Here is a 12,517-nt window from a genome sequence, read left to right as displayed (position 1 = left end):
GAGCGCATCCTTCCCAGCCATCTCTGAGGGGAGATTCGGGCATGTGGGATTTCGATATCGGCACGTCGGTGTCCATCATGATGCGGACCTGGCCTTTCATTGTCTTTCGCATGATCGTCTATTTCGGCATCACGCTTGCCTATATTGTGGCGACCGGCACGGGAGCGTCGGTCGGCTTTGGCATCGGCCATATCTCCACGGATCCCGACGGGCCATTGTCCTTTGCCTTGTGGGGCGGCGTGGTCGGCTTCGGCGTGGTTTCGATCGCCGTCTACTGGATCCGCGAATATATCCTCTACGTCGTGAAGGCCGGCCATATCGCCGTGATGGTCCATCTGATCGACGGCCGGGATGTCCCCGACGGCCAGAACCAGATTGCCTATGCCAGGCAGGTCGTGACCGAGCGTTTCGCCGAGGCCAATATCCTTTTCGTCGTCGACCAGCTGGTCAAGGGCGCCATCCGCGCCATCACCGGCCTGCTCGGTGGCATCGCCGCTTTCCTGCCCATTCCGGGGCTGAGCGGTCTGGTCTCCTTCATCAACACGGTGATCCGTCTGTCGCTCACCTATGTCGACGAGATCATCCTCGGCTACAACATCCGCATCAACTCGTCCTCACCGTTCGAAACCGCTCGGCAAGGCGTGGTGCTCTACGCCCAGAACGGCAAGACCATGGTCAAGAACGCCGTCTGGCTGGCGGTCATCATGTGGGGCGTCTCTTTCGTCATCTTCCTGCTGATGCTGGCTCCGGCCGGCGCCATTCTCTTCATCATGCCCGGACAGCTCGCCGGCTGGGCCTTCGTGCTCGCCATCGTCCTCGCCTGGGCCTTCAAGGCGGCCTTCATCGAGCCTTTCGCCATCGCTTGCCTGATGCAGGTCTATTTCAAGACCATCGCCGGCCAGGTGCCCGATCCGGCCTGGGATATCAGGCTGGCCGAGGCCTCGTCGAAGTTCAGGGAGTTGAAGGACAAGGCGCTGGCCTCCTTTGGTGGCTCGCGCTGGGGCACGGCCGGCGCGACGAACTGATCGGCTGGGCAGGTCGTCGCCGGCGCGACATCGGAGGCGTTGAGGCGGGCCACGGTCGATTTCAGTGGCGCCTCACCTTGCCCGCAAAAAGTCTCGCTCATGATCAGGTCGGGCAGCGGCAGCCGCCGGCCCCAGCCATGTGTTTCCAGGTCTGGTTTGGATGCGAACTCGGAAACCCGGCCGACGCAGAGATAGGCGACGGGCGTCACATGCTCGGGAATGGACAGCAGGCTCTTCAACGCTTGCGGCTCGATGATGCTGACCCAGCCGACGCCGACGCCTTCGGCACGCGCGGCCAGCCAGAAATTCTGCACCGCGCAGACCGTGCTGTAGAGATCCATCTCCGGATTGTGCCAGCGGCCCAGCGGCGAACCCTGCGAGCGCCGGCGGTCGCAGGTGATGCAGATGTTGAGGGCGCTTTCGCAGATACCTTCGAGCTTCAGCTTGCGGTAGAGCGCCTGTCGTTCCTCCTCGATTTCAGGCAGTTCCTGTTCGCGCGCGGCCAGGAACAGGTCGCGTACCTCTGCCCGTCGCGCGGCGTCGCGGATGACGATGAAATTCCATGGCTGCATGAAGCCGACCGATGGCGCGTGATGTGCGGCAAGCAAAAGCCGCGCCAGCACCTCGTCGTCGAGCGCGTCGGGCAGGAAATGGCTGCGCACGTCGCGCCGCGTGAACATGGCGCGATAGACCGCGTCGCGCGCCGTCTGGTCAAATCCGTCGCCCACAGGAGCGGTCATGTGTTCCGGCATCGCTCGTCCCCTTGCGATTGCAATAGTTCCACACCGTCAGAGCGCACTTTGTGCATCCAACTGGACGCACGTTGCTCTGATGCCAGCCGCCTGACCATGCGGATGACGATGCCTGCCAGGCCGGTCTTCTGGCTCGGGATCAACCCGCGTCCGGTGCCTTCCCGTCATCGACAGTGGCATTTACCGGCGCGGTCCCCCTCACAGCGTTGGGCACGCCACGGGATTCAACCGTGTTCCCGATTCTCCCGCTTGCGGCGGGCACCAGGCAGTGGCGCGACCTTACGCCGAAGCCTTGGCCGCGCCAATCCCCGCAGCGACGCCAACGGACGCAGGCGCGATTTTCCCCAGTGATCGAGCCGCAATGCATGGCCATCGCGGCGCCGGGGCACTAGATAGGGGGCATGACAACCCGTCTCTACACGCACCCGATCTTCCTCGAACACATCACGCCGCCCGGCCACCCCGAGCGGCCAGACCGCTTGCGCGCCATCGAGCGCGTGCTCGACGACGAGGCCTTTGCCGCGCTCGATCGTGTCAAGGCGCCGGAGGGCGACGAAGCCACTATCCTCTACGCGCACCCCGCCGATTTCGTCGCCCGTGTGCGTGCCGCCATTCCCGAAGAGGGTATTGCCCGCATTGATGCCGACACCACCGCCAGCCCCAAGAGCTGGCAGGCGGTGATCGCCGCGATCGGCGCCGCCAACGCCGCCGTCGACGACGTCTTTGCAGGCCGCGCCGACAATGTCTTCGTCGCCGCAAGGCCGCCCGGCCATCATGCCGAAAAGACCACCGCGATGGGCTTCTGCTTCTTCAACACGGCGGCGATCGCGGCGCGCTATGCCCAGAAGAAGCATGGCGCCGAGCGTGTCGCCGTGGTCGACTGGGATGTGCATCACGGCAACGGCACGCAGGATATTTTCTGGGACGATCCCTCGGTTCTCTATTGCTCGACGCACCAGATGCCGCTTTATCCCGGCACTGGCGCGAAGACCGAAACCGGCGCCGGCAACATCGTCAACGCGCCGCTGGCGCCGCAGGCCGGCAGCGAGGCGTTTCGCGATGCCTTCCTGTCGCGGGTGCTGCCGTCGCTCGACAATTTCGCGCCTGACCTGATCATCATCTCGGCCGGTTTCGACGCGCATCACCGCGATCCGCTGGCCGAGATCAACCTGACCGAGGACGATTTCGACTGGGCGACCGGCCAGCTGATGCAGCGCGCCGCGCGCCACAGCGGCAACCGGCTCGTCAGCCTGCTTGAGGGCGGCTACGATCTGCAAGGACTGGCATTTTCGGTCGCCGCCCATGTCGGGCGACTGATGAAAGGATGAATGATGGCTGGTGAAACCAACGAAGACGTCAAGGCGATGAGCTTCGAGCAGGCGCTCGACGCGCTGGAGAAGATCGTCGATGATCTGGAGCGTGGCGACGTGCCGCTCGACCAGTCGATCAAGATCTACGAGCGCGGCGAGGCGCTGAAGGCGCATTGCGACCGGCTGCTGAAGGCCGCCGAGGACAAGGTCGAGAAGATCAGGCTGTCGCGCGACGGCAAGCCGGTCGGAACAGAGCCGCTCGACGCGGACTGAGGCACGGAGCAGCCTTACCGGTTTTGGACACGATCATGGTTGAGGATTAAGCTCGCCCCGATTGAAACGGCTCCAGGACAAGAGGAGATACGGAAGCGATGTGCAGAAACATCAAGACCCTGTTCAATTTTGACCCGCCCGCAACCAATGACGAAGTGCGTGACGCAGCCCTTCAGTTCGTCCGCAAGCTGAGCGGAACGACACGGCCGTCGAAACAGAACCAGCATGCGTTCGATCATGCGGTCGAGGCCATCGCGGCATCGGCGCGCGAACTTCTCGATTCGCTTGAAACCAACCAGCATCCGCGCAATCGCGAAGAGGTGGCGGCCAAACTGCGGGCAAAGGCGGCGATCCGCTTTGCCTGATGCCGTCACGTGGCCCTCGACCAATGACAAGGAGAGTCCATGAGCTTCTTTCCCGGGAAAGACCCTGAAGCCGGCGACGCCTTTGCCAGCGACCAGATCGAGTTGATGGTCATCCCGAACGCCAAGGACATTGGCGGCTTCGAGGTGCGTCGCGCTCTGCCCACCGCCAGGCGGCGGCTGGTCGGGCCGTTCATTTTCTTCGATCGCATGGGTCCGGCGATCCTGCGGGCAGGCCAGGCTCTCGATGTCCGTCCTCACCCGCATATCGGCCTGTCGACGGTGACCTACCTGTTCGATGGCAAGATTCGGCATCGGGATTCGCTGGGCACCGAAATGGTGATCCAGCCCGGCGATGTGAATTTGATGACCGCCGGCCGCGGCATCGTTCATTCCGAGCGCACGCCGGAGGAATTGCGCGGCGCGGCGATGTCGATCTCAGGCCTGCAGACATGGCTCGCCTTGCCCGATGGCAAGGAGGAAGTGGCGCCGGTGTTCGAGAACACCGCTGCCTTGCGGCTGCCCGAGATCGATGCCGAAGGCGTCCGCGGCCGCATCGTCATTGGCGATTTCCAGGGGCTTCGCTCCCCGGTGAGGGCCGATTCCGAGACACTTTACGCTGACCTTAGGCTGGCGCCGGGCGCCAGCATAAAGATTCCGGCCGACGCGGAAGAGCGCGCCATCTACACGCTGGAAGGCGAGGTCGCGATTTCGGGCGACGTCTTTCCGGCGGAGCGGCTCCTGGTGTTCCGGCCGGGTGACGAGATCATCATATCGTCGCAAACCGGTGCGCATTTCATGCTGTTCGGCGGCGCCTCGCTTGGCTCGCAGCGCTACATCTGGTGGAATTTCGTCTCCTCGTCGAGGGAGCGCATCGAACAGGCCAAGCAGGAATGGAAGACGGGACGCTTCGATATCGTTCCTGGAGATGAGAAAGAGTTCATCCCGCTGCCGGAAAGCTGAGGAAATCTGCGAGGGGACCTGATAGATCCGCGTCACCGACACGCATTTACTTTCGCCGGCCGGCGGCTTATCCCGCCGTTGAACAGAAAGCCTGAGCTCCCGTGAACGCAACGCCGCATACGCCGCTTCTCGACAAGGTCCGCATCCCGGCGGACCTGCGCGCGCTTGACGAGAGTGAGCTGCCGCAACTGGCGTCCGAGCTTCGCCTCGAACTGGTCGACGCGGTGTCGCGCACCGGCGGCCATCTCGGTGCCGGCCTCGGCGTGGTCGAACTGACGGTGGCGCTGCACTATGTCTTCAACACCCCTGACGATCGGCTGATCTGGGATGTCGGCCACCAGGCCTATCCGCACAAGATCCTGACCGGCCGCCGCGACCGCATCCGCACGCTGCGACAGGAAGGCGGCCTGTCCGGCTTCACCCGCCGCGCCGAGAGTGAATACGATCCCTTCGGCGCCGCGCACTCCTCGACCTCGATATCGGCCGGCCTCGGCATGGCAGCCGCCCGCGACCTCTCCGGCGGCCGCAACAACGTCATCGCCGTCATCGGCGACGGCGCCATGTCGGCCGGTATGGCCTATGAGGCGATGAACAATGCCGGCGCGCTCGATGCCCGGCTCATCGTCATCCTCAACGACAATGACATGTCGATCGCGCCGCCCACCGGCGCCATGAGCGCCTATCTGGCGCGTCTCGCCTCGGGCAAGGCCTATGCCGGCCTTCGCGACTTCGGCAAGAAGCTGACCTCTTACCTCGGCAAGCGTGCCGATCGTGCGATCACGAGGGCTGTCGAGCATGCGCGCGGCTACGTCACCGGCGGCACGCTGTTCGAGGAGCTCGGTTTCTACCATATCGGCCCGATCGACGGCCACAATCTCGAACATCTGATCCCGGTGCTCAAAAACGTCCGCGACAATGGCGAAGGCCCGGTGCTGATCCATGTCGTCACCCAGAAGGGCAAGGGTTATGCGCCGGCGGAGGCCGCCGCCGACAAGTACCACGGCGTCAACAAGTTCGACGTCATCACCGGCGCGCAGGCCAAGGCGCCGGCCAACGCACCGGCCTACACCAAGGTGTTCGCCGAAAGCCTGATTGGGGAAGCCCGCGAGGACGACCGCATCGTCGCCGTCACCGCCGCCATGCCGAGCGGCACGGGGCTTGATCTGTTCGGCGAAGTGTTCCCGTCACGGACCTTCGATGTCGGCATTGCCGAACAGCATGCGGTGACCTTTGCTGCCGGTCTCGCGACCGAAGGCTACAAGCCGTTCGCGGCGATCTATTCGACCTTCCTGCAGCGCGCCTACGACCAGGTCGTCCATGACGTCGCCATTCAGAAGCTGCCGGTGCGTTTCCCGATCGATCGCGCCGGCTTCGTCGGCGCCGATGGCGCCACCCATTGCGGCGCGTTCGACACCACCTTCCTGGCAAGCCTGCCGGGCTTTGTCGTGATGGCGGCCGCCGACGAGGCGGAATTGCGCCACATGGTGCGCACCGCCGCGAGTTACGATGAGGGCCCGATCGCCTTCCGCTATCCGCGCGGCAACGGCGTCGGCGTCGACATGCCGGAGCGCGGCTCGGTTCTCGAACTCGGCAAGGGCCGCATCGTCAGGGAAGGCACAAAGGTGGCGCTGCTGTCGTTCGGTACGCGCTTGCAGGATTGCCTGATCGCTGCCGAGGAACTCGGTGCGGCCGGGCTTTCCACCACCGTTGCCGATGCCCGCTTCGCCAAGCCGCTCGACGAGGATCTGGTCCGCCGGCTCGCCCGCTCGCACGAGGTTCTGGTCACGGTGGAGGAGGGGGCCATCGGTGGATTTGCCAGCCATGTGCTGCAGTTCCTTGCCCATGAAGGACTGCTGGAAAGCGGTCTGAAGGTGCGCCCGCTGGTGCTGCCCGACATTTTCACCGACCACGCCAAGCCGGAGAAGATGTATGCCGATGCCGGTCTGGATGCCGCCGGCATCGTGCGCACGGTATTTGTCGCCCTCGGCCATACAGCCCGCGCCCAGCGCGCGTGAATCAAAGTCTCAGGGGCTTCAATCAGTTTGCCGGCTTGACGTCTTAACACATTGTTAACGCTGCCGTTTGGCATTCTGCTTACCGTGTCCCTTGGCCGTTTTTCAACGGCGCCCTGCTAGATCGGTGATCAGGCAGGGAGACAAACAATGAGAACGCTTCTGTGCGGCGTGGCGCTTTCAGCGGTCATCGTCGCGCCGGCCGTCGCCGAAACGCGCTATGATCGCAGCCTTGAAAAGGCGGCCATGGGCATCATCGCCGGCAAGGTGGGCGATATCCGCGGCGGCTTTTCCTACAAGCAGGTGCCGCAACTGGTCGTCCTGCCGGATCCTGTTCCGGCGCCTGCGGTTGCGACCGAGCATCCACGTGAGCAAGCTTCGGGAGATCGCGATGACGGTTTGGCTCCAGCCGTCGATCGCCAGGTTTCGCGTACCATTTTCTAGTGCATGTCGCCCCGCGATTAAAACCACATGTCGCGGACACAGCGGCCGTCGCGCGGCAAGTCGTCGTACGTGTCGAGGCCATCGAAATGGTCGATCGGCAGATCGGCGACGGCCTCGGGTGGCGCCAGCCGCACATTGACGGCGATGCGTGTTTGGCCAGACGCCTCTGCGCGCAAACCACGCCAGGCGAGCACGCAGGCGCAGGTCGGGCAGAACAGGATTTCGAGCGACGGCATGTCCTTTCCGGCGCGCGTGTAGCTGCCCATCGGTCCCGAAACGCGAATGCGTTCGTCGACATAGTCATAGGCCCAGAGCACGCCATAGCGCCGGCAAAGCGTGCAGTTGCAAGCTGTGATCGGCCCAGGGTCGCCCTCCAGGGTCCAATGGGTTGCGCCACAATGGCAGGTTCCCGTCAGCATTCGTCCTCCCCGGTTCCGACAATAGAGTGCTGGTCTCCTCGATTTTCATTTTGCCGGACCTCACACGATGGAGGCAAGCAGTAGCGCGGCTCGATGGGGTCGCCGCTTCTTGCCTTGTCCGGCCCCAATGTCCTTGCCTTCGCTGCCGGCTTTCGCCATGAAGGCCGATGAACTCGCCTCCGCCTGCCAGCACCCGCCAGCGGCTCGACGACCTGCTCGTCCAGCGCGGCCTGTTTGCCAGCCGTTCGCGTGCCCGCGACGCGGTCGAGCGTGGCACGGTGACGGTTGACGGCACCATTGCCCGTAAGCCCGGTCAGAACGTTTCGCCGCAATGCCTTGTTGCCATCGATGATCCGGCGCAAGGCTATGTCTCGCGCGCGGCGCTGAAGCTCCTCGGCGGGCTCGATCACTTCAGCCTCGATCCGGCCGGCCGCGAGGCCCTCGACATCGGCGCCTCGACCGGCGGCTTCACCCAGGTGCTGCTGGAGCGTGGTGCCTCCCATGTCACCGCCATCGACGTCGGGCACGGCCAGATGCATGCCGATGTCGGCAAGGACCCGCGCGTGACGGTCATCGAGGGACTGAATGCCCGTGACCTCACCGCCGCGGATCTTGCCGGCCGCATTCCGGATTTCATCGTCTCCGACGTCAGCTTCATCTCGCTGAGACTGGCGCTGCCGCCGGCGCTCGCCGTCGCGAAGCCTGGTGCTGCCGCGGTCTTTCTGGTCAAGCCGCAATTCGAGGCGGGTCGCGAGGCGATCGGCAAGGGCGGCCTGTTGAAAGACCCCTTCGATGCCGCCCGTGTCGCCGGCCTGTTGCAGGATTGGCTGGACGCCGTTCCGGGCTGGCGTTCGCTCGGCCTGCATCTGTCGCCGATCGAAGGCGGCGACGGCAATCGCGAATTCCTGCTTGGTGGGATCAAGGATCGATGAGCGCGCGCTTCACCATAAAAAAGCTTGGCGCCCAGGGCGACGGCATCGCCGAAACCGAAAGCGGCGACCTGTTCATCCCCTTCACGCTGCCCGGCGAGACAGTCACCGCCGCGCGCGAACGGGATCGTGCCGCGCTGATGGCGGTGCTGGAGGCCTCGCCGCTGCGCATCGAACCCGCCTGCCGCCATTTCACCGAATGCGGCGGCTGCGCCCTCCAGCATTTCGAGGCCGAAGCCTATCGCCAGTGGAAACGCGACAAGGTGGTGCACGCCCTGAAGGGCATCGATTGCGGCATCGACGAATTGGTCGCCTGCGCGCCGCACACGCGCCGCCGTGTCGTGCTCGCCGCCCGGCGCGCCGAGACGGGCATGCTGCTCGGCTTCAACCGTCATTTGTCGCCGGAAATCATTTCCATATCGGAATGCCCGATCTCGCTGCCCGAGATCGTCGCAGCACTCGACCGGTTGAAGGCGCTCGCCGATTTGATATGCGCCACCACCAAATCGTTCCGGATGGCGGTCACCGTGACGGGTTCGGGCCTCGATGTCGCGGTGCATGAGTCCGGCAAGCTCGGCGAGCATCAGCGCCGAATCGCTTCCAACTTTGTACTGACGCAAGGCTTTGCCAGGCTGTCCATTGATGACGAGATCATCATCGAACCGAGGAAGCCCGTGGTCATGTTTGGCAGCGTTGCTGTCGCCGTGCCGCCCGGCGCCTTCCTGCAGGCGACCGAGGCCGCCGAACGGACCATGGCCGAGATCGTCGGCGGACATTTGAAACGCGCCAAGAAGGTCGCCGATCTTTTCGCCGGTTGCGGCAGCTTTGCCTTGCGGTTGGCCGCGAAGTCGGAAGTCCACGCGGTGGAGGGCGATGCGGCGGCTCTCTCGGCGCTCGATCGGGGGGCACGATTCGCGACCGGCCTGAAGCGGGTGACGGGCGAGCGCCGCGACCTGTTCCGCCGGCCGCTGACATTCAAGGAGTTGAACGCCTTCGACGGCCTTGTCTTCGATCCACCGCGCGCGGGTGCCGAGGACCAGTCGAAGCAGATCGCCCGCTCGGATGTTCCCTTCGTTGCCGCGGTGTCCTGCAATCCGGTGACGCTGGCTCGCGACCTGCGCATCCTCATCGACGGCGGCTACACCCTGAAAAGCGTGACGCCGATCGACCAGTTCCTGTGGTCGTCCCATGTCGAGGCTGTCGCCCTGCTGGAAAAGCCCAGGAGAAGGCGCGGCTGACGCCGGCCCGTGATCACGTTTCGTTGAGACCAGCCACTTCAGCCTCTCCCGGCCCAAAGCGGCCGGATTGACGCCGCAAAGCCGCCTTCTTGTAGCAGCCTAGTCCGGCATAGGCATTCTCACCTGACGGATGATCGTAATGCGGACGGTCTCGAAACTTCTCGCCTTCTTTCTTGCCCTCGCCATTTTCGCGTTCGGGTCGACGGCAGCGGCGCTGGCGCAAAGCCAAAAGCGCCTAGCCTTCGTCATCGGCAATGCCGCCTATCCGGCGGGCGCGCTGGCGACGCCGGCCAACGATGCCGGCCTGATTGCCCAGACATTACAAGCGGCTGGGTTCGACGTGGTCGGCGCGCGCGACGTCGACCAGGAATCGCTGCGCGGCGCCTATCGCGATTTCCTCGCCAAGGTGACGGCAGCCGGTCCCGACGCGGTGGTGTTCGTCTATCTGGCCGGCCAGGGCCTGCAGTTCGAGGGCGAGAACTACTTCGCGCCTATCGATGCCCAGATCGCCAATGCCGCTGACGTGCCGATGGCCGCGGTGCGGATATCCGACCTCACCAAGCCGCTTGCAGCGCTGCCGACGAAGGTCAACATCGTCGTGCTGGACGCGGCGCGGCCAAACTCCTTCGCCAAGTCGAACCAGCCGCTGGCCGGCGGCCTTGCACTGGTCGATCCCGACCCGAACATGCTGATCGCCTTCAACGCCGCCCCGGGCACGGTCGCGCCGGAAGGCAAAGGGCCTTACGGCGCCTATGCGCAGGCGCTTGCCGAGATGATCAGGGATGGCGGCTTGCAGCTCGGTGATGTCTTCGACCGCACGCGCCTGCGCGTCAACGAGGTGACGCAGGGTGCGGAATTGCCCTGGAACGCCTCCAAGATCACGGAGCCTTTCGTCTTCTTCGACCGCGGGCCGGATGCCCCGCCGCAGCAGATGTCGTCAGCCGAGGTCGGCGCCATGCGGACCAAGCAAATCCGCGACTTCGATGCGCATGATGCCTATATCGCGGCTCTCGATCGCGACACGATGCGTGGCTACGAGGATTTTCTGGTCGCCTATCCCCACGACCCGATGGCCAGGCGGGTGCGCGCGATCCTGGCCGCGCGGCGCGAGGCGATCACCTGGCGCCAGACCTGGCTGAGGGATACGCCCGAAGCCTACTGGTCCTATCTCGATCGCTATCCGCACGGTCCGCACGCCTGGGACGCAAGGCGCAGGCTCGAGCATTTCGATGCCGCGCTTGAACCGCCGCGGGGTTTTGCCGTCTACGCCTACGACGTGCCGCCGCCACCGCCCGATGAGATCGTCTATGTCGACCGGCCCGTGCTCTATTTCGACGACCCGGAATTCGATTTCGCGCCGCCGCCACCCGTGGCGGTCATCTTCCTGCCGCCGCGGCCGCGCGACTTCGTTGAACTGGCACCGCCGCCGCCGCCGGTCGGAATCTTCCTTCTGCCGACACCTGTTTTCGTGCCGGTGCCCGCCTGGGTGAACCCGCCGCGTGATATCTCCCCGCCGCCGAACGACGTCATCTTCAACAACATCCACAACACCACCATCAACAACACGACGATCAACGAGAACAACAACCAGGGCGGCAGTCTCACCACCGGCCAGAAACTGACTGCTGGCGCCGTGGGCCTTGGTGCGGCGGCGCTGGCAACGAAGGTGGCGTTGCCGGCTTTCCTGCAGAAAAAGGAAACCGTGCTGTCCAAGCAGAACCCGGGCGGCCTCCCGCTGAAGCCGGGGCAGGGTGGCCAGCAGCCGGGCGGCGTCACGCCGCTGTCGAAGACATTGCCTGCCAACAAGCTGACGGGCCATGCCTTGCCCGGCGCCGACGGCAAGACGCTGCCACTCGTCAATGGCAAGCCGGTGCTGAATGGACAGAACCGGCCCAACAACCCAAATCTGCCTAAGCAGAACCCGGGCGGCCTCCCGCTGAAGCCGGGGCAGGGCGGTCAGCAGCCGGGCGGTGTCATGCCGCTGTCGAAGACATTGCCTGCCAACAAGCCGGCGGGTCATGCCTTGCCCGGTGCCGACGGCAAGACGCTGCCGCTCGTCAATGGCAAGCCGGTGCTCAATGGACAGAACCTGCCCAACAACCCGAATCTGCCCAAGAACAACTCTAGGAAGCCCCTGAACAAGCAGGCCACGGCCGGCGGAAACGCCGTGGCCGGACACCCGGTGGTGAATGGGCAGAATGGGGCCAATAGCCAGGGCAATGGGCAAGGCCAGAATGGTACGGGCAAGAATGCCAAGTTGCGCAAGATTCCGGGCGCCAACGGCACGTCTGCCGCGAATGGGGTGAACAGCCCATCGGCGTTCAATGGCCAGAATTCAGGCCAGAAGCCGCCCAACGGCAAGTTCAAGAAGCTTCACGATCAAGGCGGCCAGCTGAACGGCCAGGCCAATGGGCAAGGCAATGGTGGGGCCCAGGTCAATGGCAACGGGCCGAAATTCCACAAGTTGCCTGCCAACGGAAACGGCGGCGGCAGTGTCCAGCAGAAATTCAAAGTCAACAACGGCAACCCGCAGCTGAAGGTGCAGGCTCAGCCCAGGCCGCAGAGACCGGAGTTCCACGCCCAGCCGAAGCAGCAGATGCAGCAGCAGCGGCCGGCACAGCCAAGGCCGCCGCAGCCACCGGCCGTCAAGCAGCCGTCATGCGGGCACCCCAATGAGCCCGCTTGCAAGAAATAGCGCATGTCGGCCAGAGGTGGTTCGGCCTGGGTCGGGACATGCACGAAACGCGTCGCGGGTCGCGTTGTGTGAGGTAACCCGGCCGTGTCGGCCGG

At 64.6% G+C, this 12,517-nt stretch carries 11 protein-coding genes, 1 pseudogene and 1 riboswitch; of the genes and pseudogenes, 10 read left to right on the top strand and 2 right to left on the bottom strand.

Going from position 1 to position 12,517, the window contains the following annotated elements:
* Nucleotides 1-41 precede the first annotated feature (41 nt).
* The gene (locus tag FJ546_RS01360) at nucleotides 42-1,025 is read left to right on the top strand and encodes a hypothetical protein (RefSeq protein ID WP_246686710.1); all 984 of its coding nucleotides are present in this window, start codon (nucleotides 42-44) and stop codon (nucleotides 1,023-1,025) included.
* Nucleotides 1,026-1,198: 173 nt separating this feature from the next.
* Here FJ546_RS01360 and bluB read toward each other — a convergent pair.
* Nucleotides 1,199-1,705, bottom strand: a pseudogene (gene bluB / locus FJ546_RS31455) (5,6-dimethylbenzimidazole synthase); the annotation flags it as partial.
* Between the two features lie 172 nt (nucleotides 1,706-1,877).
* Nucleotides 1,878-2,058, bottom strand: a riboswitch (cobalamin riboswitch).
* 120 nt (nucleotides 2,059-2,178) lie between these two features.
* Here bluB and FJ546_RS01350 point away from each other — a divergent pair.
* The 6 genes from FJ546_RS01350 (at nucleotide 2,179) to FJ546_RS01325 (ending at nucleotide 7,141) form a co-directional block, all read left to right on the top strand.
* Nucleotides 2,179-3,105 (top strand): histone deacetylase family protein, encoded by a 927-nt coding sequence (locus FJ546_RS01350; RefSeq protein WP_140887478.1) that lies wholly within the window; start codon nucleotides 2,179-2,181, stop codon nucleotides 3,103-3,105.
* Nucleotides 3,106-3,108: 3 nt separating this feature from the next.
* Complete coding sequence (locus tag FJ546_RS01345) at nucleotides 3,109-3,360, top strand: exodeoxyribonuclease VII small subunit (protein WP_027046614.1); 252 nt, start codon at nucleotides 3,109-3,111, stop codon at nucleotides 3,358-3,360.
* A gap of 98 nt (nucleotides 3,361-3,458) precedes the next feature.
* Nucleotides 3,459-3,725 (top strand): DUF2277 domain-containing protein, encoded by a 267-nt coding sequence (locus tag FJ546_RS01340; RefSeq protein WP_010914875.1) that lies wholly within the window; start codon nucleotides 3,459-3,461, stop codon nucleotides 3,723-3,725.
* A 39-nt stretch (nucleotides 3,726-3,764) separates the two neighbouring features.
* Nucleotides 3,765-4,685 (top strand): pirin family protein, encoded by a 921-nt coding sequence (locus FJ546_RS01335; protein WP_140887476.1) that lies wholly within the window; start codon nucleotides 3,765-3,767, stop codon nucleotides 4,683-4,685.
* A gap of 101 nt (nucleotides 4,686-4,786) precedes the next feature.
* Nucleotides 4,787-6,700, top strand: coding sequence for a 1-deoxy-D-xylulose-5-phosphate synthase (gene dxs / locus FJ546_RS01330; protein ID WP_140887475.1), 1,914 nt, complete (start codon nucleotides 4,787-4,789; stop codon nucleotides 6,698-6,700).
* Nucleotides 6,701-6,847: 147 nt separating this feature from the next.
* Nucleotides 6,848-7,141, top strand: a complete 294-nt coding sequence (locus FJ546_RS01325; protein ID WP_140887473.1) for a hypothetical protein — start codon at nucleotides 6,848-6,850, stop codon at nucleotides 7,139-7,141.
* 17 nt (nucleotides 7,142-7,158) lie between these two features.
* Here the strand turns inward: FJ546_RS01325 and FJ546_RS01320 are convergent, their stop codons facing one another.
* Nucleotides 7,159-7,560, bottom strand: a complete 402-nt coding sequence (locus FJ546_RS01320) for a GFA family protein (protein WP_140887471.1) — start codon at nucleotides 7,558-7,560, stop codon at nucleotides 7,159-7,161.
* 167 nt (nucleotides 7,561-7,727) lie between these two features.
* Between FJ546_RS01320 and FJ546_RS01315 the strand changes: the two genes are divergently transcribed.
* The 3 genes from FJ546_RS01315 (at nucleotide 7,728) to FJ546_RS01305 (ending at nucleotide 12,422) form a co-directional block, all read left to right on the top strand.
* Nucleotides 7,728-8,492, top strand: coding sequence for a TlyA family RNA methyltransferase (locus FJ546_RS01315; RefSeq protein ID WP_140887470.1), 765 nt, complete (start codon nucleotides 7,728-7,730; stop codon nucleotides 8,490-8,492).
* Entirely contained in the window at nucleotides 8,489-9,727 is a 1,239-nt protein-coding gene (locus tag FJ546_RS01310) for a class I SAM-dependent RNA methyltransferase (RefSeq protein WP_140887468.1), read from the top strand. Before FJ546_RS01315 ends, FJ546_RS01310 begins: the two co-directional genes overlap by 4 nt.
* A gap of 130 nt (nucleotides 9,728-9,857) precedes the next feature.
* Nucleotides 9,858-12,422, top strand: a complete 2,565-nt coding sequence (locus tag FJ546_RS01305) for a caspase domain-containing protein (protein WP_140887467.1) — start codon at nucleotides 9,858-9,860, stop codon at nucleotides 12,420-12,422.
* Nucleotides 12,423-12,517: the final 95 nt, after the last annotated feature.

Origin of the sequence: Mesorhizobium sp. B2-4-19 (assembly GCF_006441315.1) — a bacterium.
Lineage (GTDB): Bacteria > Pseudomonadota > Alphaproteobacteria > Rhizobiales > Rhizobiaceae > Mesorhizobium.
This window is presented reverse-complemented; position numbering and strand designations above follow the sequence as displayed.

Excerpts from the sequence above, each read along its gene's own strand:
- FJ546_RS01360 (WP_246686710.1), top strand. The coding sequence starts at position 42 with ATGTGGGATTTCGATATCGGCACGTCGGTGTCCATCATGATGCGGACC.
- FJ546_RS01350 (WP_140887478.1), top strand. The coding sequence starts at position 2,179 with ATGACAACCCGTCTCTACACGCACCCGATCTTCCTCGAACACATCACG.
- FJ546_RS01345 (WP_027046614.1), top strand. The coding sequence starts at position 3,109 with ATGGCTGGTGAAACCAACGAAGACGTCAAGGCGATGAGCTTCGAGCAG.
- FJ546_RS01340 (WP_010914875.1), top strand. The coding sequence starts at position 3,459 with ATGTGCAGAAACATCAAGACCCTGTTCAATTTTGACCCGCCCGCAACC.
- FJ546_RS01335 (WP_140887476.1), top strand. The coding sequence starts at position 3,765 with ATGAGCTTCTTTCCCGGGAAAGACCCTGAAGCCGGCGACGCCTTTGCC.
- FJ546_RS01325 (WP_140887473.1), top strand. The coding sequence starts at position 6,848 with ATGAGAACGCTTCTGTGCGGCGTGGCGCTTTCAGCGGTCATCGTCGCG.
- FJ546_RS01320 (WP_140887471.1), bottom strand. The coding sequence starts at position 7,560 with ATGCTGACGGGAACCTGCCATTGTGGCGCAACCCATTGGACCCTGGAG.
- FJ546_RS01315 (WP_140887470.1), top strand. The coding sequence starts at position 7,728 with ATGAACTCGCCTCCGCCTGCCAGCACCCGCCAGCGGCTCGACGACCTG.
- FJ546_RS01310 (WP_140887468.1), top strand. The coding sequence starts at position 8,489 with ATGAGCGCGCGCTTCACCATAAAAAAGCTTGGCGCCCAGGGCGACGGC.
- FJ546_RS01305 (WP_140887467.1), top strand. The coding sequence starts at position 9,858 with ATGATCGTAATGCGGACGGTCTCGAAACTTCTCGCCTTCTTTCTTGCC.